This window comes from Campylobacter sp. US53 (assembly GCF_004378995.1).
Taxonomy (GTDB): domain Bacteria; phylum Campylobacterota; class Campylobacteria; order Campylobacterales; family Campylobacteraceae; genus Campylobacter_D; species Campylobacter_D jejuni.
In genome coordinates, this window is record NZ_RYYH01000003.1 from 131542 (window position 1) to 153904 (window position 22363).

The window sequence follows — 22363 nt, forward strand, 5'->3', positions numbered from 1 at the left end:
GGATAAAAATGCAAACCTATCTTGAACTTGAAGAATTTTGTAAACTTGTGCATTTAAATGAAGATGTGGTTAAGGGTATGATGGCCAATGGGGCTTTAAATTTTAAAGAAGAAGAGGGTAAAATTTACATCGAAGCTCATCAAGGTACTTTTAGTGTAGTGCCTAGTTCTGCAAAATCTCAAACTGCAATGGTAAATTCAATGACTTTAGCAGGAGAAAGTTTTGTTGAAAAAACAATAGGAACTATTTTAAATTTACATGAAAAAGTTTTAGATGCTAAAGATGAAACACTTGAAGCATTAAAAAATGAGAATAAATTTTTAAAAGACGCTCTTTATTCTATGCAAGAACTTTATGATGAAGATAGAAAAACTATAGAAACTTTAAATAATGAGTTAAAACATGCGCGTGAAGAGATAGAATTTCTCAAGCGTAAATATAAATTAATGTGGAGTAAAACCGCAGAAATTTTTGGAGCTAAGACAGAGCCTGATTTGGAAATGAATAAAAATTTAGAAAAACCTATTGAAAATATGGAACAATAAAGAGAGAAACAATGACTTTTTCACAAATGATACTTAATTTACAAAATTATTGGCAAGAGCAAGGTTGTGCGATTATGCAGCCTTATGATATGCCAGCAGGTGCAGGAACCTTTCATCCAGCAACTTTTTTAAGAAGTTTAGGAAAAAAACCTTGGGCAGCTGCTTATGTGGCTCCAAGTAGAAGGCCTACTGATGGACGTTATGGTGAAAATCCTAATCGCTTAGGCGCTTATTATCAATTTCAAGTTTTGATTAAACCTAGTCCTGATAATATTCAAGAATTATATCTTAAAAGTCTTGAAAATTTGGGTTTTGATTTAAAAAGTCATGATATTCGTTTTGTTGAAGATAATTGGGAGAGTCCAAGTTTGGGTGCTTGGGGTTTAGGCTGGGAAGTATGGCTTGATGGTATGGAAGTCACTCAATTTACTTATTTTCAGCAAGTTGGCGGTATAGCAGTAGATTTAGTAAGTGCTGAAATTACCTATGGTCTTGAAAGAATAGCCATGTATCTTCAAAATGTTGATAATGTTTATGATATAGTTTGGAGTGAATTTAATGGAGAAAAAATTAAATACGCAGATGTGCATAAGCAAAGTGAATATGAATTTAGTAAATACAATTTTGAAGTAAGTGATGTTAAGATCTTAAATGAGCAGTTTGAAAATTCTTACAAAGAATGTAAAAATATTTTAGAACAAGGACTAGCTTTACCTGCTTATGATTATTGTATGCTTGCTGCACATACTTTTAATCTTTTAGATGCAAGAGGAGCAATTTCTGTAGCACAAAGACAAGATTATATGTTAAAAATTCGTGAGCTTTCGAAAAATTGTGCTGAAATTTATAAGAAAAATTTAAATGAAACTGAGTGAAATTTATAATTTTTTAGATCAATTAAGTCCCTTTGATATCCAAGAATCATGGGATAATAGTGGAATTTTGCTTGGAGATAGGGATAGTGAAATTTCAACTGTTTATTTAAGCTTAGATATTGATGAAAATATCATTAAAGAAGCGAGTGAAAATTCTTTAATTATCACACACCATCCTTTGATATTTAAAAGTTTAAAAGATTTATATGACAAGACTTATCCTAGAGCTTTTATTAAAGAAATGATTTGTAAAAATATTTCTTTAATCAGTATGCATACAAATTACGATTTAAGTCATTTAAACACTTATTTTACGGAAGAAATTTTAGGTTTTAAAATTTCTTTTAAAGATGAATTTTTAATTTATGTCGAAAATTCTATGTCTTTTGAAGCTTTGTGTGACTGGGTGAAAAAAAAGTTAAATTTACAAATTTTACGTGTAAGCAATTGTGGTAAAAAAGACATTAAGCGTATTGCTATATGTACTGGAAGTGGTGGGGATTTAATTTCTAAAGTAGATGCGGATTGTTTTTTAAGCGGAGATTTTAAATATCATCAAGCTTTAGAGGCACTTAGTAATCAAATCAGTCTTATTGATTTGGGTCATTTTGAAAGTGAGAGATATTTTTCTCAATGTTTAGCAAAAGACTTGAAAAATTTGCCGCTACAAGCTATAATAACAGTTTCAAAAAATCCATTTCAATATTTTTAAGGAAAATAAATGAATAAATATCTCGAACAATTAGTGCTTTTATCAAAAATAGATCAAGAAATTGATAGTTATGAACCAAAAATAGACAGTATTAATAAGACTTTAAAAGATGCTGAGTTAAAAATAGGAAAAATCAACACAGATTTAGAAAAAATCGATGAAGAAATCAAAGATATAGAAAATCAAAAAGTACAAAATAATGCTCATATTTCTGAGTTTTCGGCAAAAATTAAAGAGCTTTCTAAAAAAAGTAGTGCAGTAAAAACAGAAAAAGAAGCTAATGCTTTAAAAATTGAAGAAGATATTGCAAAAGAGCAATTAGACGCTGCAAATGATGAAATTGTAAGACTGGATAAAATTTTAGAGAATAAAGAAACTTATAAAAAAGAACTTGAAGAAGAAAAAATTAAACAAGAGCAAAATATTAATGAGATTAGAGTAAGCATTAAATCTGAAATGGAAGTTCTTGAAAAAGATAGAATGAGTGTTTATGATAAAAAAACCAAACTTGTGGGCGAGATGAATCAAAAAGTTTTAAGTTTTTATGAAAAAATTCGCAAATGGGCGAAAAATACTGCTGTAGTTCCTGTTAAAAAACAAGCATGCTATGGATGTTTTATGAAAATTTACGATAAGACTTATCTGTCTGTTGTAAAAGGTGAAGAGATTGTAACTTGCCCTCATTGTGGAAGAATTCTTTATAAAGAGCAAGAAGAACAAAATTGATCTTTTTTTATTATTTTTTAACTTGGGCGGCATTTTTATTTTGTGCCGTCTTTATTCTTTTGCTTTCTTTTTTAAAATCCAAATATAAAACTAGTTTAAAATCCCGATTTTTTCTTTATAAAAATTTACATCAAGAAAAAGCTGATGTACATTTTCATGCTTGTTCTTACGGGGAGGTAAGAAGTATTAAAACTTTGGTTTTGAAATTTGATTCAAGAATAACTACTATTACTCAAACAGGTTTTGAATATGCAAAAGAATTTTGTAAAAAGGTAAATTATCTTGCTTTTGAAAATTTTTTGCCTTTTTGGTTTAAGCCTTGTAAGGTTTTGGTAATTTTTGAAGCAGAATATTGGCTTATGCTTATTTTCATGGCACACATTTATAAAACTAAGATTATTTTGCTTAATGCAAGAATATCTGATAAATCTTATCATTCTTATCAAAGATTTTCTTTTTTTTATAAAAAAATTTTTTCTTATATTGATGAAGTTTTTGCTCAAAGTGAATTAGATAAAGTAAGACTTGAAAGTTTGGGAGCTAAAAATGTTAAAATTTTTAAAAATATTAAGGCAAATTTAGAAATTAAAAATAATAAAATTTATGCCAAACCTAAGGAAAAGCTTATCATTTTTGCTAGTACGCATAAAGATGAAGAAGAGCTTTTGCTTGATCATTTTAAACTAGAAGAAAATGAAAAACTCATTATCGCCCCACGACACCCTGAGCGTTTTAAAGAAGTTGAAAATTTGCTTTTAAACAAAGGTTTGAAATTTGAAAAATTTAGTTCTTTAAAAGATGAAAATAAGAAATTTGCTAAAAAAATTTTGCTTTTAGATGCTTTAGGAGAGCTTGTAAATTTTTATGCAATTTCTGATGTTGTTGTGCTTGGAGGTTCTTTCATAGAAGGCATAGGAGGACACAATCCTATAGAAGTGGCATATTTTGACAATGTATTAATCAGTGGGAAATTTATTCATAATCAAAAGGCTTTATTTGAAGAAGTAGAAAATGTATATTTTTGCGAAAATTTAAAAGATTTAAATGATAAAATTCATTATTTAAATTTAAAAGCTAAAATTTCCAAAAAAGAAAATTTAGATCTTATCATACAGACCATACAAAAGGGAATTGATGCAAGAAAAAGCTTATAAACTCTTAGCTTTGCAAGAAAAAATTTCAAATCGTGAAGCTAAAGATTTGATTGATAAGGGTTGTGTTTTTTCACATGGAAAAAAAGTTGTGGTTGCTAGAGCTTTGATGAGCGATAAGGCAAGATTTAATGTGATAAAAACCAAAAATCCTCAAATTATTTTTGAAGATGATAAGATTATTGCTATTAATAAACCTTATGCTTATGTGAGTGAAGACTTGGAGAAAAAATTTAATGCCAAGCTTTTAAATCGTTTAGACAAAGAAACAAGCGGTGTGATTTTGCTTTGCAAAGATGAAGATTTTAGAAAGCTTTGTATAGAAGAATTTAAAAAACACAGGGTTTATAAAAGTTATATTGCGGTTTTAGATGGGGTTTTGGCTGAAGAGGTTGAAGTGAATGAGCCTATTTTTACCATAAAAGCAAAAGGTGGGGCATTAAGTAAAGTTTCAAAAGATGGTTTAAGTGCCTTAAGTATCATTACTCCTATCATGATGCAGTCAAAAAAAACCTTAGCAAAAATAGTCATTCAAACAGGTAGAACTCATCAAATCAGAGTGCATGCTAAATTTATAAAACATGGCGTTGTAGGTGATGAAAAATATGCTAAAATTTCAAGCGATAGAATGTATTTACATAGTTATGAAATTAAAATTTTTGATTATTATTTTAAGGCTGAGCTAGATAATAGTTTTACAAAAGTTGGCTTTGAGATAAAAAATTTAGATTTTTAAAGCCATTTAAGAAAAAATTTTGTATAATGCAAGGTTTAATTTAAAAATTTTATAGAAAGGTAATAAAGTGTTTGAGTTAGTTAGCGAATCTTTTAAATCAGCGATTAATAAATTACGTTTTGTTGATAATGAAAAAGCACTTAAGAACGCTTTAGAAACCTTAAAAAAAGCTCTTTTAAAAGCAGATGTTCACCATAAGGTAACTAAAGAGCTTTTGACTTTGATAGAAGAAGATGTAAAGCAAAACGGAATAGGTCAAAAACAATTTTTAAATGCCATTAAAGTAAATTTAGAAAATATTTTAAGTGTCAATGGCAAAAATCAAGGTTTTGTTTTTGCTTCTAAACCCCCAACAGTAGTTCTAATGGCAGGTTTGCAAGGGGGCGGTAAGACTACAAGCACTATCAAACTTGCAAATTATTTAAAATTACGCAATAAAAAAGTTTTAGTTGCAGCTTGTGATTTACAGCGTTTAGCGGCAGTGGAGCAGCTAAGACAACTTTGTGAAGCTAATGAAATTGAACTTTTCTTCATAGAAAATGAAAAAGATCCTATTAGGGTTGCTAAAGAGGCCTTAAAAAAGGCTGAAAGTTCTATGGTAGATGTTTTGCTTGTGGATACTGCTGGACGTTTGGCTATAGATGAGGCTTTGATGAATGAATTAAAAGCAGTTAAGGATGTTTTAAATCCTGATGAGATTTTCTATGTTGCTGATGCAATGAGTGGTCAAGATGGGGTTAAGACTGCGGCTAGTTTTAATGAAGTTTTAGGTATCAGCGGGGTAATTTTATCAAAATTTGATGCAGATACTAAAGGTGGAGTAGCCTTAGGTATAGCAAAACAAATCGGTATTCCTTTAAGATTTATTGGTGTGGGTGAAAAAGTAGCAGATTTAGAAGTTTTTATACCAGATCGTATAGTAAGTCGTATTATGGGTGAGGGTGATTTGGCAACTTTAGCTGAAAAAACTGCTGCGATTATTGATGAAAAAGAGGCTAAAAAACTTAATCAAAAAATTAAAAAAGGTGAATTTAATTTTAATGATTTTCTTAATCAAATGGAAAGTATTAAAAAATTAGGAAGTATGAAATCTTTAATTGGCATGATACCAGGACTTGGCGGAATGGCAAATGCGGTAAAAGATATAGATTTGGATAATTCTAAAGAAATTATACGCATTAAAGCAATGATTTCTTCAATGACTCCAAAAGAAAGAGAAAATCCTGATTTGTTAAATAATACTAGAAAACGTCGTATAGCAGATGGAGCGGGTCTTTCTCAGGTAGAAGTCAATCGTTTTTTAAAACAATTTAGCAATGCAGCAAAACTTGCAAAAAGATTTTCAGGTAAAAAAGGAATGGAAAGTTTAACACAGATGATGAGTCAAGCTAGAAGACAATTTTAAATTTTATTTATAAATACTTTTTATAGTATCTATAAATAAAATTTTTAATTTTTAAGGAGTATAAATGACAGTTATTAGACTTACAAGAATGGGTAGAACTAAAAGACCATTTTATCGTATTGTAGTTACAGATAGTAGAAAACGTCGTGATGGTGGTTGGATAGAAAGTATTGGGTATTATAATCCTATGGTAGAACCTGAGGTAATTAAAGTTGATGCAGAGCGTTTAGCTTATTGGAAAAGTGTTGGTGCAAAACTTAGCGATAAAGTTGCTTCTATCACTAGTAAATAATCATGGTAGAGAATTTTCTTAGAGAATACGCAAAATTAATTGCAGATTATCCTGAACAGATTGATACTCAAAAAATTGAATTAAGTGAAAATTTTTTTGAGATTGTTCTTTTTGCACATAAGGTTGATACAGGTAAGCTTATAGGTAAAAATGGAAAAATGATCAATGCTATAAAAACCGTAATCTCTGCTTATAAGAGTAAGGATGCAAGTTCTTATAGAGTAACGGTAAAAGCACTTGAGTGAAAAAGATTTTGTTCAAGTTGCAAAACTTGGTAAAACTGTGGGTCTTAAGGGTTATGTAAAATTGCATAACCTGAGCGACTTTTCTTCTCAATTTAAAAAAGATGCTACTTTTTTTATAAAAAACACCAAAGAAATGTTAAAGATTAAGCATTATAATGCAAGCAATTCTACTGTTTTATTTGAAAATTATGAAGATATAGAAAAGGCCAAAGAATTAACTAATCTTATTCTTTTTCAGAGTATCGAGAAAAGCAGACAAACTTGTAAATTAAAAAAAGATGAGTTTTTTTATTTTGATATTTTAGAGTGTGAAGTTTTTGAAGAAGATAAAAGATTAGGTAAAGTGGTTGATATCTTGGAAACTGGAGCTTCTTATTTATTTGAAATTCAAAGTGATGAAAAATGGGTGGAAAAAAAATATCCTAAAATATTTTTTATTCCATATTTAGATAAATTTATTAAAAATATAGATATAGAAAAACGACAGATTTTTTGCACGCAAGATGCTTTTTTAATTTTAGAAAATTCATGAAATTTAGTTTCGTTTCTTTGTTTCCTAATCTTATGGAATTTTACTTTCAAGATTCTATACTTGCAAGAGCAAAAGAAAAAAAACTTTTCAAACTTAATTTTTATAATCCAAGAGATTTTTCTAAAAATTCCTATCATAAAGTCGATAATTATAAAATAGGTGGCGGAGCTGGACTTTTGATGCAAGCTGAACCTATGTATGAGGTGTTAAGAAGTATTCAAGAAAAAAAAGAAAATCCCTATTTTATTTTTTTAAATCCAAGTGGTAAAACCTTTAATCAAAAAGATGCCAAACGCTTAAGTAAAAAAGAACATATAGTTTTTGTATGCGGGCGTTATGAAGGTATAGATGAAAGAGTGCTTGAAATTTTTGCGAATGAAGTTTTTAGCATAGGGGATTTTATTTTAACAGGAGGAGAATTACCTGCGCTTGTAATGTGTGATGCGATTTTAAGAAATGTTAACGGGGTTTTAGGGAATATGGAAAGTTTGGAAGAAGAAAGCTTTGAAAATAATTTACTCGAAGCGCCTGCTTTTTCAAAACCTTTTATTTTTGAGAAAAAAAATAAAAAATTTTATACTCCTTCAGAGTTTTTAAAGGGTAATCACGCTAGAATTGCAAGTTTAAAAACTACTTTGGCGTCTTGCAAAACGAAATTTTTTCGTCCAGATTTATTTTTAGAGCATGAACGCAAAAAATAAGGGATTTTTTATGAAAAATAAATATATAGAACAATTTGAAGCAAAACAAATTGAAGGTAAAAATGTTCCAGATTTTCGTGCTGGTGATACTTTAAAGCTTGCAATTCGCATCAAAGAAGGGGATAAAACAAGAATCCAAAATTTTGAGGGTATTTGTATTGCTAGAAGAGGTAATGGCGTAAGTGAAACTTTTATCGTGCGTAAAATGGGTGCTAATAATGTTGGCGTTGAGAGAATTTTCCCTATTTATAGTGAAAGTTTAGAAAGTATTACTGTTTTGCGTCGTGGTCGTGTACGCCGTGCAAGATTATTCTACTTAAGAGATAGACGCGGTAAAGCAGCACGTATTAAAGAGCTTAAAAAATAATTTATAATTATTTTTTATTATAAGTCTAACAATTAAATAATTATAATTAATTTATAATTTTTATTAGTTTGATTTTAATTATTAATAATACTCTTGTATAATATTCTTTGTAAATATTATACAAGGAGAGAAAATGTTTTCTATTAAAAAAACTTTATTAATACTAGCAAGCGTGCCAATGTTTTTGAGTGCTACTGAATATCAATTAAGTACTCATGTTTTGGATATTACTTCTGGACAACCTGCTCCTAAAGTAAAAGTTGAGCTTTATAAGTTGGAAGCAAATCAACAGTGGAAAAAAGTAAGTGAAGAATTTACCGAAGAAAATGGTAGAATAGGAGATTTATTACCATATGAAAAAGCTGAAAATAGGGCTTTTGGAATTTATAAGCTTAAATTTTTCACAAAAGACTATTACACATCACACAAAATAAATACTTTTTATCCTTTTGTAGAGGTAAGTTTTGAGCTTTCTAAAGATCAAAAACATTATCATGTTCCAATAACCCTTTCTCCTTTTGGTTATTCAACTTATAGAGGAAGCTGATAAATAAAACGAAAGAAAAAACCATGTGGACTAAGAATTCTTGGAAAAACTATCCTATAAAACAGCAACCTATCTATCCAGATCAAGAGGAAATGAATAGAGTTTTAGCAAGACTTGAGAAGCTTCCTCCTTTGGTTTTTGCTGGAGAAGTGAGAAATCTTCAAAAGTCTTTAGCAAGAGTTTGTAAAAAAGAAGCTTTTTTACTTCAAGGTGGAGATTGTGCTGAAGGCTTTGAAAATTTTGGCGCTGTAAATATCCGTGATATGTTTAAAATTTTACTTCAAATGGCTATAGTGCTTACATTTGCCGGTGGATGTCCTGTTGTAAAAATTGGTCGTATTGCAGGGCAGTTTGCCAAGCCAAGAAGTAGTGATTTTGAAGAGTTAAATGGTATAAGTCTTCCTAGTTATCGTGGTGATATTATTAATGGTTTTGAATTTAGCGAACAAGCACGCATTCCTGATCCACATAGAATGCTTGAAGCTTATTATCAAAGTGCAACAACGCTAAATTTGTTGCGTGGATTTGCTAAGGGTGGTTTAGCAGATTTGCATGAAGTGCATCGTTGGAATTTGGGCTTTTTAAAAAAGAGTGAACTCCATAAGCAATATACTGATATCAGTGAAAAAATTTCACAAGCTTTAGCTTTTATGGAAGCTTGTGGAATTAATACAAGTAATACGCCGAGTCTAAGAGAAGTTAGTGTTTATACTTCACATGAAGCTTTACTTTTGCCTTATGAAGAAGCTTTAACTAGAGTGGATAGTTTAAGTGGGGAAATTTACGATTGTTCAGCTCATATGCTTTGGATAGGTGAAAGAACAAGGGCGCTTGATGAAGCTCATGTACATTTTTTAAGAGGAGTAAAAAATCCTTTAGGGGTTAAAATAGGACCTAGTGCAAGTGCAGATGATATCATAGCTTTAGCAAATGTTTTAAATCCAAATAATGAAGAAGGAAGATTAAATATTATTATCCGCATGGGTGCAGATAAAATTATCAATAATTTGCCAAAAATTTTCTCTAAACTTAAAAGCGAAGGTTTAAATTTAGTATATAGCATAGATCCTATGCATGGAAATACAGTAAAAGCAGGTAATTTTAAAACACGTGAGTTTGATAAAATCATGCAAGAAGTGAGATCTTTTTTTGAGATTGCAATAAGCGAAGGAGTTTATCCAGGTGGAGTGCATCTTGAAATGACTGGTAAAGATGTAACAGAATGCACAGGTGGTGCAAGCAATGTTACTGCTCAAAGCTTGGAAGATCGTTATGAGACTCAATGCGATCCAAGACTTAATGCGGATCAAGCATTAGAGCTTGCTTTTTTAATTGCAGATTTAGTAAAAAAGGCTAGAAAATGAAACTTTATGGTATTAAAAATTGCAATTCTGTAAAAAAAGCTATGGATGCTTTAACACAAAAAGGCATTGTGTTTGATTTTATGGATATTAAAAAGATTAGTCAAGATATTTTATATACATGGTTAAAACAAAAATCTTTTGAAGAACTTATCAATACTGCTGGATTAACTTCTAAAAAACTTGGTTTAAACAAAGAAAAAGTTAAAAGTTTAAATGAAAAAGAACTTGAAAAAATTGTATTAGAAAATCCAAGTTGTATTAAGCGTCCTATTATCGAGTATGAGCAAAACATATATATTGGTAAGGAATATGAAAAAATGTTATAATAGAGTGTTTGATTACACTCTATTTTTTATCAATTGATTAATTTCATTTTGATGTGGAAATCTTTCACTTTCGCAATTAATAAGTTGTGTTTTAGAGAAGATAACTTTTCCGTCTACTTCAACGATAAAATCACCTCTGCTGCCAATTTCAAATTCTACTTCAACATCTTTGAAATCGCTTTGTAGTTCTTCTGCAACCCTTGCAGCTTGTGGGTGATAATTTCAAAGATTGCAATAAGCAATTTTTACTTTCATCATTTCATCCTTTGAAAAGTTCTTTTTATTAAGATTAAAATCTTAGATTTTATTATAGTTTATTTTGGCTGAATTTTTGCCTTTTTGTCAAAATTTAAGTTGAAATTTAGGGCTAATTTCTTTCAAATTCAGCGAGAAAAATTTATAATTTTTATCAAAATTAAAATAAGCCTTAAAAAATTAAAGGAAGAAAATGAGCCAATTTACACACTTGCATTTGCATACAGAATATTCTTTACTTGATGGAGCTAATAAGCTTAAAGAATTAGCTTTGACTTTAAAAGAGCAGGGTGCTACAAGTGTGGCTATGACAGATCATGGAAATATGTTTGGGGCAATTGATTTTTATCAAACAATGAAAGCACAAGGTTTAAAACCTATCATTGGCATGGAAGCGTATTTGCATAATCACGATGAATTAGATGATAAAAGTTCTCGCCAGCGTTTTCACCTTTGTTTGTATGCAAAAAATGAGATTGGATATCAAAATTTAATGTATCTAAGTTCTCAAAGTTATATTAAAGGCTTGTATTATTATCCGCGTATCAATAAAAAGCTTTTGGAAGATTATAGTGAAGGTCTTATTTGCTCTTCTGCTTGCTTGCAAGGTGAAGTAAATTGGCACTTAAATACTTATAGTGAAAGAAATGTGCGTTTTGGTGCAAAAGGCTATGAGGCAGCAAAAGAAGCGGCATTATGGTATAAAAAAGTTTTTAAAGATGATTTTTATTTTGAAATCATGCGTCATGGTATAGGCGATCAAAGAATGATAGATGATGATATTATCAGACTTTCTAAAGAATTAAATATAAAAATTATTGCTACAAATGATACGCATTATACTTTTAAAGAAAGAGCGGCTGCCCATGAGGTTTTTATGTGTATAGCCATGGGAAAAAAACTTAACGATCCTGATAGAATGCGTCATAGTGTGCATGAATTTTATGTTAAAAGCCCTGAGCAAATGAGTGAGCTTTTTGCAGATATTCCAGAAGCTATAGAAAATACACAAGAAATCGCGCAAAAATGTAATTTAGAGCTTAATCTTGGCAATCCCACTCCACCGAATTTTAAATTTACAAGAGAATATGCTAAAGATCATAATATTATCTTACCTGAAGAAACAAAAGAATTTAGCTTTGATAATGATGACATAGTTTTTGAAGAACTTTGTAAAAAAGGACTTGAAGAGAGATTAAAATTTATCGATGAAAGTAAGCATGAAGAATACAAACAAAGACTTGAAGTAGAAATTAACATCATTAAAAATATGAAATTTTCAGGTTATATGCTTATTGTTCATGATTTTATTAAAGTGGCTAAGGATAAAGGTATTCCAGTAGGCCCTGGAAGAGGATCAGCTGCAGGAAGTTTGGTTTCTTATTGTTTAAGGATTACGGATTTAGATCCTATTCCTTATAGTCTACTTTTTGAGCGTTTTTTAAATCCTGAGCGTGTGAGCATGCCTGATATTGATGTGGATTTTTGTCAAGACAGACGTGCTGAAGTGATTGATTATGTGATTGATAAATATGGAGCGGATAAGGTTGCACAGGTGATTACCTTTGGTAAACTTTTGGCTAAAGGGGTGATTCGTGATGTGGCTAGAGTTTGTGATATGAGTATTCAAGATGCTGATGAGCTTGCTAAACTTGTGCCTGAAGAGCTTAAAATCACTCTTGATGCTGCTTATGAAAAAGAACCTAAAATCAAAGAATTTATCGATCGTCATCCTAAAGGTCCTGAAGTTTGGGAGTATGCAAGAGCTTTAGAAGGATTAAATCGCAATGCGGGTATGCACGCAGCAGGTGTTGTAATTTCTAATGAAAGTTTATGGAAGAAAACTCCGCTTTTTAGACAAAGTAAAAATGATGAAAGACATTTAGTAACGCAGTATTCTAAAGATCATTTAGAAGATGTGGATTTGATAAAATTTGACTTTTTAGGTCTTAAAACTTTAACAGTAATCAATAATGCGATCAAGCTTATTAAAAAGCGTTACAATAAAGACATTATTTGGGAAACTATAGATGTAAATGATAGCAAAGTTTATAAAACCATACAAAGTGGAAATACTTTGGGAATTTTTCAAATCGAATCAGGCGGTATGCAAAGTTTAAATGCACGCTTAAAACCAGAGCGTTTTGAAGATATCATTGCGGTTCTTGCACTTTATCGTCCAGGTCCTATGGAATCAGGAATGCTTGATGATTTTATCGATAGAAAGCACGGTTTAAAAAGCATAGAATATCCTTTTGACAGTTTAGAAAAGGTTTTAGAACCTACTTATGGGGTTATTGTTTATCAAGAGCAAGTTATGCAAATTGTTCAAATTATAGGTGGCTTTTCTTTAGGAGGTGCTGATGTAGTGCGTCGTGCTATGGGTAAAAAAGATCCTGAGAAGATGAAAAAGCTTAAGACTGATTTTGCAGATGGAGCAGAAAAACAAGGATATGATAGAGCAAAAGCTGAGGATTTATGGGAGCTTATCGTAAAATTTGCAGGATATGGTTTTAATAAATCTCACTCTGCGGCTTATGCGTTGATTACTTTTCAAACAGCTTATTTAAAAACTTATTATCCTAGTGAATTTATGGCAGCACTTTTAACAAGCGAAGAAAACAATGTGGATAAAATTGCTGTTTATATTGATGAGATGAAAAAAATGAATATTAAACTTTTACCTCCATCGATTAACAAAGCGATCCGTGAATTTAGTGCTTTAGAGCAAGATGGCAAGGATGCTATTATATACGGACTTGGGGCTATAAAAAGTGTGGGTATTCCTGCAGTTGAAAATTTACTTGAAGCAAGACAAGATGGAGAATTTAAGGATATTAATGATTTCTTAGGTAAGATAGATCCTACCAAAATAAACCGTAGAACATTAGAAAGTCTTATTAAGGCAGGGGCTTTTGATGAGTTTGGTTTTACTAGAAAAGCTTTGTTTGATAATATGGAAAATCTTAGCGAAGCATCGCGTAAAATGGCTGAAGTAAGAAAAAATGCTGCAAGTTCTCTTTTTGGTGAAGAGGAATTAACTTCAGGTGTTCAAGTAAATTTTACTCCCAAAAATGAAGAATTTGAAGTGATGGAAAAATTAGGATATGAAAAAGAAATTTTAGGAATTTATGTTTCAGGCCATCCTTTAGATCGATTTTATGAACAAATTAATGCCATAAATTATGTTAAAAGTTTAGATTTTGAAAGTTTAAAAAACAATGGAGAAATTTTAAGTATAGGTAAAATTGAAGATTTCAAATCCATGATGAGTAAAAATAATAAGCGTTATGGTAGAATTGAAATTTTGGATTATTATTCTTCGTTTGATGCTACTGTATTTGAAAGCAATGTAGAAGAAATAGAAAACATCATCAAAGATGAAAATTTAAAAAATAATGCCTATGGTTTTGTATTGGGATTTAAAGCTGAGGGAGGGGAGAAGCCTAGCTTTTTTTTAAAAGCAATTAAAGATTTACAAAGTCTTGAAGATGGTGAGATTAAAGCTATAAAAAAATTTGGAGCAAAAAAAGATTTCAAAAATAAAGAAGAAAATCATTTTACCGCAGAACCTAAGGAATTTGAAAAAAATATCATAGAGCTAGATTTGACAAGGTTAAATAGAGAATTAATCTATGAAATTCATGAAATTGCTAGAAATGCACATAATCCTAATGAAAAAAATAATAAAAAACTTGTTTTAAAAGTTATTAGCGCGGGATCTTGCTTGCTTTATCATACAGATTTTATTATCTCTGATAGTATAGTAGAGGAAATTTCTAATAAATATGCTTAAGTAAGATTGTTCTTACTTAAGATTTTTAAATAAAATACTTCCAAGTCTTACTAAGTTAGATCCGCATTTTATAGCAATTTCAAAATCATTACTCATCCCCATAGAGCAAATTTTAGCCCCATGTTTTTGAAGAATTTCATAAATTTTAAATGTAGTTTCAAAGCTTTTTATAATACTTTCTTTATCTTGGCTGTGTGATCCTATACTCATTACGCCACAAAGATTTAGATTGGAGCATTCTTCTTGTATTTGTAAATATTCTTCTACAGCTTGATTTGGATCTAGACCGCTTTTGCTATTTTCATTTGCACTATTGATTTCTAATAAAGTATTTAATTGATAATCAAGTCTTTTTTCCATAGCTTTAGCTATTTTAATACCATTACAAGAGTGCCATAATATAGGTTTTTGTTTGATTAAGAGATTGATTTTGTTGCTTTGTAGAGTTCCTATAAAATGCCACTTTATGTCTAATTTTTTTTCATCAAGATTTTCTTTTTTTTGTGCTAGAGCTTGGACTTGATTTTCTCCAAATTCTACTATACCTTGATCAAAAAGCTTTTCAATTACACTTACATCGACATACTTGCTTGCGGCTACAAGACGAACGTTTTTGGTTTTTTCTAAAATTTGCTCTAAAGTCATTTGATAAAGAAATAAGCACTATTTAGGGCTTATATTATTGTAACAAATTAGCAATTTTGCTTTGAAGCTGTATGTTGGATTGCGCAGCAACAAAAGCAGCAGCATTTTCTTTTAGATAATTGGCATTAAAATCATTAACGTTTTTTGCCATGTCATTATTTAGTAAATTATCTTCAGCTGCTTTTGAGTTGATGCTGTTTTGAACACTTGCATTAATATTTGATGCAATGGCATTGATACCTGAGCCTATTTCACTTCTTAAACTTCCAAGTTGATCCATAAAATTTGTAATACTATCTTGATTATCTATGCTTAATCCACCTGTTGCTAATGGATTTAAATTTGTAGTTTCAGTTCCGCTACCTACTACAAAATTCATAGTTTGAAAGACATTTTTTCCATTATAAGTTGCATTATTAAAAGAATCATTGATGGATTCTTGTATGCGTGTTGCTTCTGTTCTTAGCATTCCTTTTTGAGAATCATTAAGTGCAGCATTGTTCATTTTTACTGAAAGTTCATTAAGTCTATCTGCACTTTGAGAGATATTGGTAAGGCTAGCATCTGCAATTTGTAAAACCCCTATAGCATCATAAGCATTTGCGACACCTTGATCTATAGTGCTTGATTGAGATCTTAAAGAATCAGCAATAGCTAAATTAGCACTATCAATTCCACTTATTGCGCGAACAGCTGCAATATTTTCTAAAGCTTTATCGCTAGCTTTTTGTGCATTGTTTAAATAATAATTTTGTTGCATCATAGTTGCATCAGAGATCATCATGGCCTACTCCTTCTCTTTTGGATTTATTTAATATTTTATCATTTTTTTGCTATTTTAAAGCTTAAGAAATATAAAAAAACTTGCATTATCAAGATGATTTTAATCACCACTTCACTTGCATTATGGATACTGATAAATTCTTGAGTTTTTGTAGCGTTTTCGCCTAAGTTTTGGAGTTCAATTATGGTATTAGTAAAATAAAAAACAAATATTAAGCTTAAAATCAAAATAAGCAAACTCAGCATAAATTTTGAAAATTTTATTTGAAATTTCATTTCATCTTTTATAAGAGAATAAATTTCATATAAAAAATTAACCGCTGAAACAAAAATCAGTAAATATCCCATTTTAATAAAAATTTGCGTCATCATTAAGCCACTTTGAAAATGGCTCAACACTCCTTCTCCTATAAGATTTTGAGGAAAAAAAATTGTTGGTGCAACAACTATTCCTAGTATGAGTTCAACCCCTATGATGGAGGCAAGTAAAAATAAATTAACAGCTTTCAAGAAGTTTCTCCTTTTATTTTTTATCATAACGCATATTTGTAAATTTAGCTACAAAAGCACGATTATAACCTTGTTCATCTTTGAAAAAATCAACAATGAAATTATTTTGATATAAAATTTTTTCCAAAATTTCTTTTTGATCATAGCCAAATTCGCAAGCTAAAAATTTAACTTTTTTATCAAGGGAAAAATGTATGATTTCTTCTAGAATTTCATATCCTTTTTCTCCGCCAAATAAAGCCTCTTTGGGTTCTTTTTGCACCCAAATATCTATAGGATATGAATTTTTAATATAAGGTGGATTTGAAAAAATAAAATCATAATTTTCTTTAATTTGCTTAAAATTACAAAGTTTAAAGTCAATCAAGTGATCGACTTTGTATAATTTGGCATTCTCTAAAGCTAATTCTAAGGCTTTGGGATTGATATCACAGGCTGTGATTTTTAACCCAAGTTCTTTGGCTAAAACAATGCTTAAAATTCCGCTTCCAAATCCTATTTCTAAAATCCCATTAAAAGTATTTTTTTTGCATAAATTTAAAATTTGAAAAAGTAAAATTTCACTATCGTAGCGAGGGATTAGAACGCCTTTTTTTATCTTAAATTCTAAGCCCCAAAAATCCACTTTTTCAAATATATATTCAAAAGGTTCTCCAGATTTAAAACGCTTTATAAGCTCAAAATAAGGTTCATGATCTATTTTTATATCTTGGTTTAAAAATAACCAAGCTTTATCTTTTTTTAGATATTCGCAAAGTATAAATACCGCTTCATTTTCATAACCTTTTAAGCTAGATTTAGCTTCCATAAGAGCATTTTTTATAGTCAAGAAAGAGCCTTGATTCTATCACTAATACTTGGATGACTGAGATAAAAAAATGTATATGTTTTACTTGTTTTGATAAAAGCTTTATTTTCTCTTGCTAGAGCTATCAATGCATTTTTCATATCTTCTTTGCTTGTAACTTTAGCTCCGTGTTGATCAGCTGCAAATTCATTTTTTCTACTTAAGGCATTAAGCATAGGAGAGATTAAAAAGCTAAAAATATTTGCAAAGATAAATAAAAGAGCGAACACACCGCCATTTACTCCTTCTAGATGACTTTCTAGGTAAACAAATTCAGGTAAATTTGCAAAAACAAAAAAAAGTAAAAACATAGTTATAGCGCCGTTAAATAAAGCTTTGATAATATCCTTATGAACAAAATGTCCAAGCTCGTGTCCCAAAACAGCTAAAAGTTCTCTTTCATTTAAGGCTTTTAATAATGTATCAAAAAGCACCACTCTTTTGCTTTTAAAAAGTCCACCAAAATAAGCATTTAAACGCTTATCTCTTTTGCTTGCATCAATAACATAAACCCCATTTGCACTAAACCCACATTGTTTCATTAAAGAGCTGATTTTTTTCAGTAAATTTTCATCGTCTAGTTTTTCCATTTTATTAAAAATAGGTGCTATCAAGGTAGGGTAGATGAGATTTATAATCACTATAATACAAAAGGCAAAAATAAAGGCCGCAATCCACCAAAAAGTTCCAAAAAAATCATAGCAAAAAAGCAAAGCATAAAGGATTAAAAATCCAAATATTAAAGTTAAAATAAGACTTTTCATAGTATCTTTGATAAAAAGTTTTACAGTCATATTTGAAAAACCATGGGCTTTATCTTTGATAAAACTTTCATAAATACTTAAAGGTAGATTTAAAATACTTGTGATTATCAAAAAAGATAATAAAAATAAAGTATTTTCAAAACGAGTGTTGCTTGAGATAAGCAATTCTTTAAGATATAAAAATCCAAAACCTATCCATGCAATACTGATGATTAAATTATAAAAATTGGAAAATAGTTTAAATTTTTCATTTTCGATGGCAATATTTGCTGCATTTTGATAGTCTTTTTCGCTTAAAATTTGAGCTTGTTTGTCTTTTTCTCTTTCTAAGAAATGAATTTGAGTATAGGAAATCCAAGATAAAAGTGCTGTGTAAAGACATAAAATTGCAATTAAAGTCATTATTTTTCCTTGATTAGTTTTTTGCAAATTCTAGCTTAAAATAATGAAATAAAGTTAATAGTTTAAAATCTAAAATAATATTCTTTTCAACTAAGTTGGTGTATATTTATAAAAAAAGGATTAAAGAATGTTTTTTAAGAAAAAGATTTCACAAAAACAAAAAGAAAAGCCTAAAATTCCAATCAATGATGCGATTTTAGATGACAGACTTTGTAAGTTTAAAAATAAAGTGCAAAAGATAAGCAAAGATAAAGCTTCGGCAAGTCTGCTTGCTAGACAATTAAGCAGACTTATCAGAGCTAATAAATTTTAATTTTGACATTTTTTCTTAGGGCGAAAAACCTTAATAACTTCATCATTTGCTTGTATATAAGCACCTTCTATTAAATCAATGCAATAAGGTATAGCTGGAAAAACAGGCTCTAGACATTCTTTTATAGCTTTAGGATTTCCTGGTAAATTAATGATAAAAGATTTATTGCGAATTCCTGCACTCTGTCTTGAAAGTATAGCTGTTGGCACATATTTTAAACTTTCTAAGCGCATAAGCTCTCCAAAACCTGGCATCATTTTATCGCACACGGCTTCCGTAGCTTCTGGGGTTACATCACGAAGTGCTGGACCTGTACCTCCGCTTGTAACAATCAAATCGCATTTTTTTTCATCTGCTAAATAAAGTAATTTTTTAATGATTAAATCATAATCATCAGGGATTAATTCTTTATGATAAATAATATCATTTTTTATATATGAATTTAACACTCTTTCAATTTCAGCAGTAGCTTTATCTTCATATATGCCACTACTTGCTCTATCGCTTAGGGTTAAAATTCCTATGTTTATTGTATCCATTGTTTCTCCTTAATAAATTTTTATAACCATCCTTTTTTCTTGAAAACAACCAAAGGTAAAATGATAGAAATTACCATCACACCAAGTACTATGGGATAAGCATAGTGAAGTTCAAGTTCTGGCATGAATTTAAAATTCATACCATAAACAGTTCCTATTAAAGTAGGTGGCATCATGGCAACAGTTGCAACGGTAAAAATTTTAATGATTTTATTTTGTTCTATGTTGATTTGGCTGGCTAAAATGGTTTGAATATTGTCTAAAATATTAAGTTGCGAAACACTAAATTCAACCAAAGAATTTAAGTCTTTTAAAACTATAGTGAGATTTTGTTTTATATCTTTATCGATTTTATCACTTTTTAGCAAAGAAGTCATAGCACGACGTTTATCAAATAAAGAATCTCTTACACGCATATTAAGCTCTTGTAAACTTGAAATATCCTTTAGCATTTCATCATAACTATATTCATCTTTTTTTTCTAAAACACTTGTTCTTAAGCGTCTTGCTTCTTTATCTATCCATTCTAGCAAATCCGCATCTTTTTCAACACGCACTTCAAACATTTTATCAATAATATCAAAACCATCTTCAAAATTCTTCGGACTAGCTAAAATCCTTGCTTGAATTTCTTCAAAAGTGCTAAATTCGTTATATCTTATAGTAAATAAGATATTTTTAGCTGTAGCAAAAGTAACAATTTCTGTGCGAAGCTTGATTAAATTCCTATCTTCTTCATTGCTTTTAAGATCTCTTACTAAAAAATGAGCATTGATGGTTATTGTTGCATTATCTTCCCAATATTTTGCACTAAGTTCTATTTCTTCTCTTTCTTCTTTTGTAGGAAATTCAAGATTAAACTCACTTGATATAAAAGCAATTTCCGCTGTACTTGGATGAAGTAAATCAATCCACAAAATATTTTGTGGTAGTTCTTGGCTATCGAGATTAAAGTTGATTCTTTGAACTAAAGCATTTTGAGTTTTGATATAAACATATAGCATAGTTATTCCTTATTTTTAACTTTAAAATTATACCTTGATTAGTTTAAAAATCAATTTTTTAATTTTTGCAAATCAAAAACCAAATTTTCCATCTAAAGCTCTTAAACTAAGCTTTAGTTTAAAATATCTTTAATCAGTTTTTGCAAATTCCTTTTTGTTTCTTCTTGTTCTTTTATGATAAAACATTTTGCTTTTGGCCAAAAATAACTTTTAGGATTTTCAAATTTTCCCCAACGCCAATCAAACCTAGGATGTAAAAGAACTATAGTAGGAATATCCATAGCTAAGCTTAAATGTGCTATAGCACTATCAATACTAAGCATACAGTCAATATCATATAAATAATTTAGAGTATCATTCCAATTTTTTATAAGCTTGCTTCTATCTTCTATTTCCTTAGGCAATTCTTCTTTTAATTGCATTTGAAAAGAAATGATTTCATAATCTAAGTCTTTTAATATATTAAATAAAAATTCAAATTTTACATTTCTTAATAAATCAGAATTTTCAGCATTAGGAGTAGCATAAAAAATACCAAGTTTTTTTCTTTGATTATGCGGTTTTTTCTGTGGCAATATAGGTGTTTTTAATCGTGAAATCTCATTAAGCTTAATATCAATAAAAAAAGGCAAAGAGCAAATAGGAATAGCATAATCAAAATTTGTAGGTAGATTTTTTAAAACCTTTATATTTTTAAAAATATCATCATTTTGATTTAAAAATTTGATTTGATTTTTAAACATTTCATACATGGCACTTTGAGGAGCAAATAAAACCTTTGAAGCGATTTTACAAAGTTTTTTTAAGCATCTTGCATACATTATAGTATCGCCAAAGCCTTGCTCGCAAAATACCAAAACTTCTTTATTTTTAAAAGCATCAACGCCAAATTTATTAAAAGCTTTTATGCTTTCATTATAATGATAAGTAGAAAAAGTTTCATTATGAGCATAAAACAATCTGCTTTCATAATATTTTTTGCCCTCTTCAAAATTATCATCCACTCCCATACGCATCAAAAGATAAGCCAAATCAAATTGATAGGTTGCATGAGAATCCAAGCTAAGACATTTTTTATAAGCATGATAAGCTTCTTGATAGTTTGAGTTAAATTCTAATACCTTAGCATAGTTTTGCCAAAACTGTGCATGGTGTTGATTGGCTTCTTGTAGTGATTGAAAAAGTTCTAAAGAATCAGATATTCTAAAAAGCTTAAAAAGCAAGTATGCTTTTTGGGGTAAAATTTGATGAGTTAAAAAATCTTCTATTTTAGAAATGGTAATATTTTCTTTGGTTTTACTATGAAGCCTATCTTCGAGTTTGACTAAATTAAGATTGGTTTGTTCAGCAATGATTCCTTTTTGTAGTTTATCAATCAAATCTTGCATAAAATGACACAAGTGTTCATGTGCATTTAATGCCTTAGTAAAATCATGTTTAAAATAAATTTCTGCATAATTTTTCCATAGATTAAGATTATACATATCTTTAGAAAGCAATTCTTTGAAAATTTTTTCAGATTCTTCTAGTTTGTTGCTTAGTTTATAAACAAAAGCCAATTCTAACTTAAGTTCATCTTCTAAATCATCTTTGCGAGTTAAAAGTGTTTGTAATAAATTCAAGGCTTCATCAAGTCTTAAATTTTCAATATAGCTTTTAGTAAGCATAAGACCATTAAAACTTGTAGGATTTAAAGAAAAAAGCTCTTGAGCATAATATAAAGCTTTTTGAAAAAGAGAAAGTTTATAAGAAGAAAGCGTAGCAAATTCTAAAGCAAATTTTGGACTTTCTTTTAAAAATTGCTCACTCAAGTTTAAACATTTTTCATAATTAGCATTAAAATAATAATAATGAATTTTATCAAACATATTTTTCCTTGATAGTTACATTAAAATCTAATATTATCTTATAAGCTGCATAAAAAGATAATTATATTTTTATAAAATTAAATAATAAAACAAAAATAAAAAAATAAATACAA

The 22363-nt window shown here is 29.4% G+C and carries 26 protein-coding genes; 17 read left to right on the plus strand and 9 right to left on the minus strand.

What is annotated here, in order from left to right; all coding sequences use genetic code 11:
* Positions 1–8: 8 nt before the first annotated feature.
* The 15 genes from ELQ05_RS03765 to ELQ05_RS03835 all read left to right on the plus strand — a co-directional run bounded on the left by ELQ05_RS03765 (position 9) and on the right by ELQ05_RS03835 (position 10524).
* Entirely contained in the window at positions 9–545 is a 537-nt protein-coding gene (locus tag ELQ05_RS03765; RefSeq protein WP_002852251.1) for a DUF3972 domain-containing protein, read from the plus strand.
* Between the two features lie 11 nt (positions 546–556).
* A complete protein-coding gene (glyQ, locus tag ELQ05_RS03770) occupies positions 557–1420 on the plus strand; it encodes a glycine--tRNA ligase subunit alpha (protein WP_002861386.1) in 864 nt (287 codons plus the stop codon).
* Positions 1407–2132, plus strand: a complete 726-nt coding sequence (locus ELQ05_RS03775; protein WP_052834165.1) for a Nif3-like dinuclear metal center hexameric protein — start codon at positions 1407–1409, stop codon at positions 2130–2132. The genes glyQ and ELQ05_RS03775 overlap by 14 nt, the downstream gene beginning before the upstream one ends.
* A 9-nt stretch (positions 2133–2141) precedes the next feature.
* Positions 2142–2858 carry a zinc ribbon domain-containing protein gene (locus ELQ05_RS03780; RefSeq protein WP_070316965.1) on the plus strand — a complete coding sequence of 239 codons (717 nt, stop codon included), beginning with the start codon at positions 2142–2144 and terminating at the stop codon, positions 2856–2858.
* Positions 2855–4012 (plus strand): lipid IV(A) 3-deoxy-D-manno-octulosonic acid transferase, encoded by a 1158-nt coding sequence (gene waaA / locus ELQ05_RS03785; RefSeq protein ID WP_070316966.1) that lies wholly within the window; start codon positions 2855–2857, stop codon positions 4010–4012. Before ELQ05_RS03780 ends, waaA begins: the two co-directional genes overlap by 4 nt.
* Positions 3993–4745: an RluA family pseudouridine synthase gene (locus tag ELQ05_RS03790; protein ID WP_070316967.1), complete on the plus strand. Its 753-nt coding sequence runs from the start codon at positions 3993–3995 to the stop codon at positions 4743–4745. The genes waaA and ELQ05_RS03790 overlap by 20 nt, the downstream gene beginning before the upstream one ends.
* Before the next feature lie 67 nt (positions 4746–4812).
* Positions 4813–6150 (plus strand): signal recognition particle protein, encoded by a 1338-nt coding sequence (gene ffh, locus ELQ05_RS03795; protein ID WP_070316968.1) that lies wholly within the window; start codon positions 4813–4815, stop codon positions 6148–6150.
* 64 nt (positions 6151–6214) lie between these two features.
* On the plus strand, positions 6215–6442 hold the full coding sequence (gene rpsP, locus ELQ05_RS03800; RefSeq protein ID WP_002852274.1) for a 30S ribosomal protein S16: 228 nt from the start codon (positions 6215–6217) through the stop codon (positions 6440–6442).
* Positions 6443–6444: 2 nt separating this feature from the next.
* Complete coding sequence (locus tag ELQ05_RS03805) at positions 6445–6687, plus strand: KH domain-containing protein (protein ID WP_002852144.1); 243 nt, start codon at positions 6445–6447, stop codon at positions 6685–6687.
* Positions 6680–7219, plus strand: a complete 540-nt coding sequence (gene rimM, locus ELQ05_RS03810; protein WP_070316969.1) for a ribosome maturation factor RimM — start codon at positions 6680–6682, stop codon at positions 7217–7219. Before ELQ05_RS03805 ends, rimM begins: the two co-directional genes overlap by 8 nt.
* Positions 7216–7920, plus strand: coding sequence for a tRNA (guanosine(37)-N1)-methyltransferase TrmD (gene trmD / locus ELQ05_RS03815; protein ID WP_052801784.1), 705 nt, complete (start codon positions 7216–7218; stop codon positions 7918–7920). The genes rimM and trmD overlap by 4 nt, the downstream gene beginning before the upstream one ends.
* A 10-nt stretch (positions 7921–7930) precedes the next feature.
* Positions 7931–8287 carry a 50S ribosomal protein L19 gene (rplS, locus tag ELQ05_RS03820; protein WP_002854824.1) on the plus strand — a complete coding sequence of 119 codons (357 nt, stop codon included), beginning with the start codon at positions 7931–7933 and terminating at the stop codon, positions 8285–8287.
* 133 nt (positions 8288–8420) lie between these two features.
* Positions 8421–8834 carry a hydroxyisourate hydrolase gene (gene uraH / locus ELQ05_RS03825; protein WP_002852246.1) on the plus strand — a complete coding sequence of 138 codons (414 nt, stop codon included), beginning with the start codon at positions 8421–8423 and terminating at the stop codon, positions 8832–8834.
* 23 nt (positions 8835–8857) lie between these two features.
* A complete protein-coding gene (locus tag ELQ05_RS03830) occupies positions 8858–10198 on the plus strand; it encodes a class II 3-deoxy-7-phosphoheptulonate synthase (RefSeq protein ID WP_096702973.1) in 1341 nt (446 codons plus the stop codon).
* Positions 10195–10524, plus strand: a complete 330-nt coding sequence (locus ELQ05_RS03835) for an ArsC/Spx/MgsR family protein (protein WP_070300932.1) — start codon at positions 10195–10197, stop codon at positions 10522–10524. Before ELQ05_RS03830 ends, ELQ05_RS03835 begins: the two co-directional genes overlap by 4 nt.
* A 12-nt stretch (positions 10525–10536) precedes the next feature.
* Here the strand turns inward: ELQ05_RS03835 and ELQ05_RS08485 are convergent, their stop codons facing one another.
* A complete protein-coding gene (locus tag ELQ05_RS08485; RefSeq protein WP_257841187.1) occupies positions 10537–10779 on the minus strand; it encodes a SelT/SelW/SelH family (seleno)protein in 243 nt (80 codons plus the stop codon).
* A gap of 193 nt (positions 10780–10972) precedes the next feature.
* Here ELQ05_RS08485 and dnaE point away from each other — a divergent pair, with 193 nt between their 5' ends.
* Entirely contained in the window at positions 10973–14575 is a 3603-nt protein-coding gene (gene dnaE, locus ELQ05_RS03845; RefSeq protein ID WP_087684596.1) for a DNA polymerase III subunit alpha, read from the plus strand.
* Positions 14576–14587: 12 nt separating this feature from the next.
* Here dnaE and ELQ05_RS03850 read toward each other — a convergent pair whose 3' ends face one another.
* Genes ELQ05_RS03850 through ELQ05_RS03870 form a run of 5 tightly spaced genes read right to left on the minus strand, consistent with a single transcriptional unit; the run spans position 14588 to position 18526 of the window.
* Complete coding sequence (locus ELQ05_RS03850) at positions 14588–15220, minus strand: YggS family pyridoxal phosphate-dependent enzyme (protein WP_070300936.1); 633 nt, start codon at positions 15218–15220, stop codon at positions 14588–14590.
* Positions 15221–15254: 34 nt separating this feature from the next.
* On the minus strand, positions 15255–16004 hold the full coding sequence (flaC, locus tag ELQ05_RS03855) for a flagellin C (protein ID WP_057042777.1): 750 nt from the start codon (positions 16002–16004) through the stop codon (positions 15255–15257).
* Between the two features lie 38 nt (positions 16005–16042).
* A complete protein-coding gene (locus ELQ05_RS03860) occupies positions 16043–16513 on the minus strand; it encodes a DUF4149 domain-containing protein (protein WP_057042779.1) in 471 nt (156 codons plus the stop codon).
* Positions 16514–16526: 13 nt separating this feature from the next.
* Positions 16527–17342: a HemK/PrmC family methyltransferase gene (locus ELQ05_RS03865; RefSeq protein ID WP_057042781.1), complete on the minus strand. Its 816-nt coding sequence runs from the start codon at positions 17340–17342 to the stop codon at positions 16527–16529.
* Complete coding sequence (locus ELQ05_RS03870) at positions 17339–18526, minus strand: M48 family metallopeptidase (protein ID WP_057042784.1); 1188 nt, start codon at positions 18524–18526, stop codon at positions 17339–17341. Before ELQ05_RS03870 ends, ELQ05_RS03865 begins: the two co-directional genes overlap by 4 nt.
* Before the next feature lie 127 nt (positions 18527–18653).
* On the opposite strand from ELQ05_RS03870, the gene ELQ05_RS03875 reads away from it, so the two are divergent.
* Positions 18654–18839, plus strand: a complete 186-nt coding sequence (locus tag ELQ05_RS03875; protein WP_052785396.1) for a hypothetical protein — start codon at positions 18654–18656, stop codon at positions 18837–18839.
* Here ELQ05_RS03875 and mog read toward each other — a convergent pair.
* The 3 genes from mog to ELQ05_RS03890 form a co-directional block, all read right to left on the minus strand.
* Positions 18836–19378: a molybdopterin adenylyltransferase gene (mog, locus tag ELQ05_RS03880; protein ID WP_052785397.1), complete on the minus strand. Its 543-nt coding sequence runs from the start codon at positions 19376–19378 to the stop codon at positions 18836–18838. The two genes, ELQ05_RS03875 and mog, sit on opposite strands and share 4 nt — an antisense overlap.
* A gap of 20 nt (positions 19379–19398) precedes the next feature.
* Positions 19399–20382 (minus strand): magnesium/cobalt transporter CorA, encoded by a 984-nt coding sequence (corA, locus tag ELQ05_RS03885; protein ID WP_134239957.1) that lies wholly within the window; start codon positions 20380–20382, stop codon positions 19399–19401.
* A gap of 113 nt (positions 20383–20495) precedes the next feature.
* On the minus strand, positions 20496–22250 hold the full coding sequence (locus tag ELQ05_RS03890) for a hypothetical protein (RefSeq protein WP_052799588.1): 1755 nt from the start codon (positions 22248–22250) through the stop codon (positions 20496–20498).
* Between the last annotated feature and the right edge of the window lie 113 nt (positions 22251–22363).

Bases quoted from the DNA above. Each gene is read 5' to 3' on its own strand.
- ELQ05_RS03890 (WP_052799588.1), bottom strand. From the start codon at position 22,250: ATGTTTGATAAAATTCATTATTATTATTTTAATGCTAATTATGAAAAA.
- ELQ05_RS03850 (WP_070300936.1), bottom strand. From the start codon at position 15,220: ATGACTTTAGAGCAAATTTTAGAAAAAACCAAAAACGTTCGTCTTGTA.
- ELQ05_RS03870 (WP_057042784.1), bottom strand. From the start codon at position 18,526: ATGACTTTAATTGCAATTTTATGTCTTTACACAGCACTTTTATCTTGG.
- ELQ05_RS03775 (WP_052834165.1), top strand. From the start codon at position 1,407: ATGAAACTGAGTGAAATTTATAATTTTTTAGATCAATTAAGTCCCTTT.
- ELQ05_RS03875 (WP_052785396.1), top strand. From the start codon at position 18,654: ATGTTTTTTAAGAAAAAGATTTCACAAAAACAAAAAGAAAAGCCTAAA.
- ELQ05_RS03790 (WP_070316967.1), top strand. From the start codon at position 3,993: ATGCAAGAAAAAGCTTATAAACTCTTAGCTTTGCAAGAAAAAATTTCA.
- corA (WP_134239957.1), bottom strand. From the start codon at position 20,382: ATGCTATATGTTTATATCAAAACTCAAAATGCTTTAGTTCAAAGAATC.
- trmD (WP_052801784.1), top strand. From the start codon at position 7,216: ATGAAATTTAGTTTCGTTTCTTTGTTTCCTAATCTTATGGAATTTTAC.
- glyQ (WP_002861386.1), top strand. From the start codon at position 557: ATGACTTTTTCACAAATGATACTTAATTTACAAAATTATTGGCAAGAG.
- mog (WP_052785397.1), bottom strand. From the start codon at position 19,378: ATGGATACAATAAACATAGGAATTTTAACCCTAAGCGATAGAGCAAGT.
- rpsP (WP_002852274.1), top strand. From the start codon at position 6,215: ATGACAGTTATTAGACTTACAAGAATGGGTAGAACTAAAAGACCATTT.
- rplS (WP_002854824.1), top strand. From the start codon at position 7,931: ATGAAAAATAAATATATAGAACAATTTGAAGCAAAACAAATTGAAGGT.
- ELQ05_RS03765 (WP_002852251.1), top strand. From the start codon at position 9: ATGCAAACCTATCTTGAACTTGAAGAATTTTGTAAACTTGTGCATTTA.
- flaC (WP_057042777.1), bottom strand. From the start codon at position 16,004: ATGATGATCTCTGATGCAACTATGATGCAACAAAATTATTATTTAAAC.
- uraH (WP_002852246.1), top strand. From the start codon at position 8,421: ATGTTTTCTATTAAAAAAACTTTATTAATACTAGCAAGCGTGCCAATG.
- ELQ05_RS03780 (WP_070316965.1), top strand. From the start codon at position 2,142: ATGAATAAATATCTCGAACAATTAGTGCTTTTATCAAAAATAGATCAA.
- dnaE (WP_087684596.1), top strand. From the start codon at position 10,973: ATGAGCCAATTTACACACTTGCATTTGCATACAGAATATTCTTTACTT.
- ELQ05_RS03830 (WP_096702973.1), top strand. From the start codon at position 8,858: ATGTGGACTAAGAATTCTTGGAAAAACTATCCTATAAAACAGCAACCT.
- ELQ05_RS03805 (WP_002852144.1), top strand. From the start codon at position 6,445: ATGGTAGAGAATTTTCTTAGAGAATACGCAAAATTAATTGCAGATTAT.
- ELQ05_RS03835 (WP_070300932.1), top strand. From the start codon at position 10,195: ATGAAACTTTATGGTATTAAAAATTGCAATTCTGTAAAAAAAGCTATG.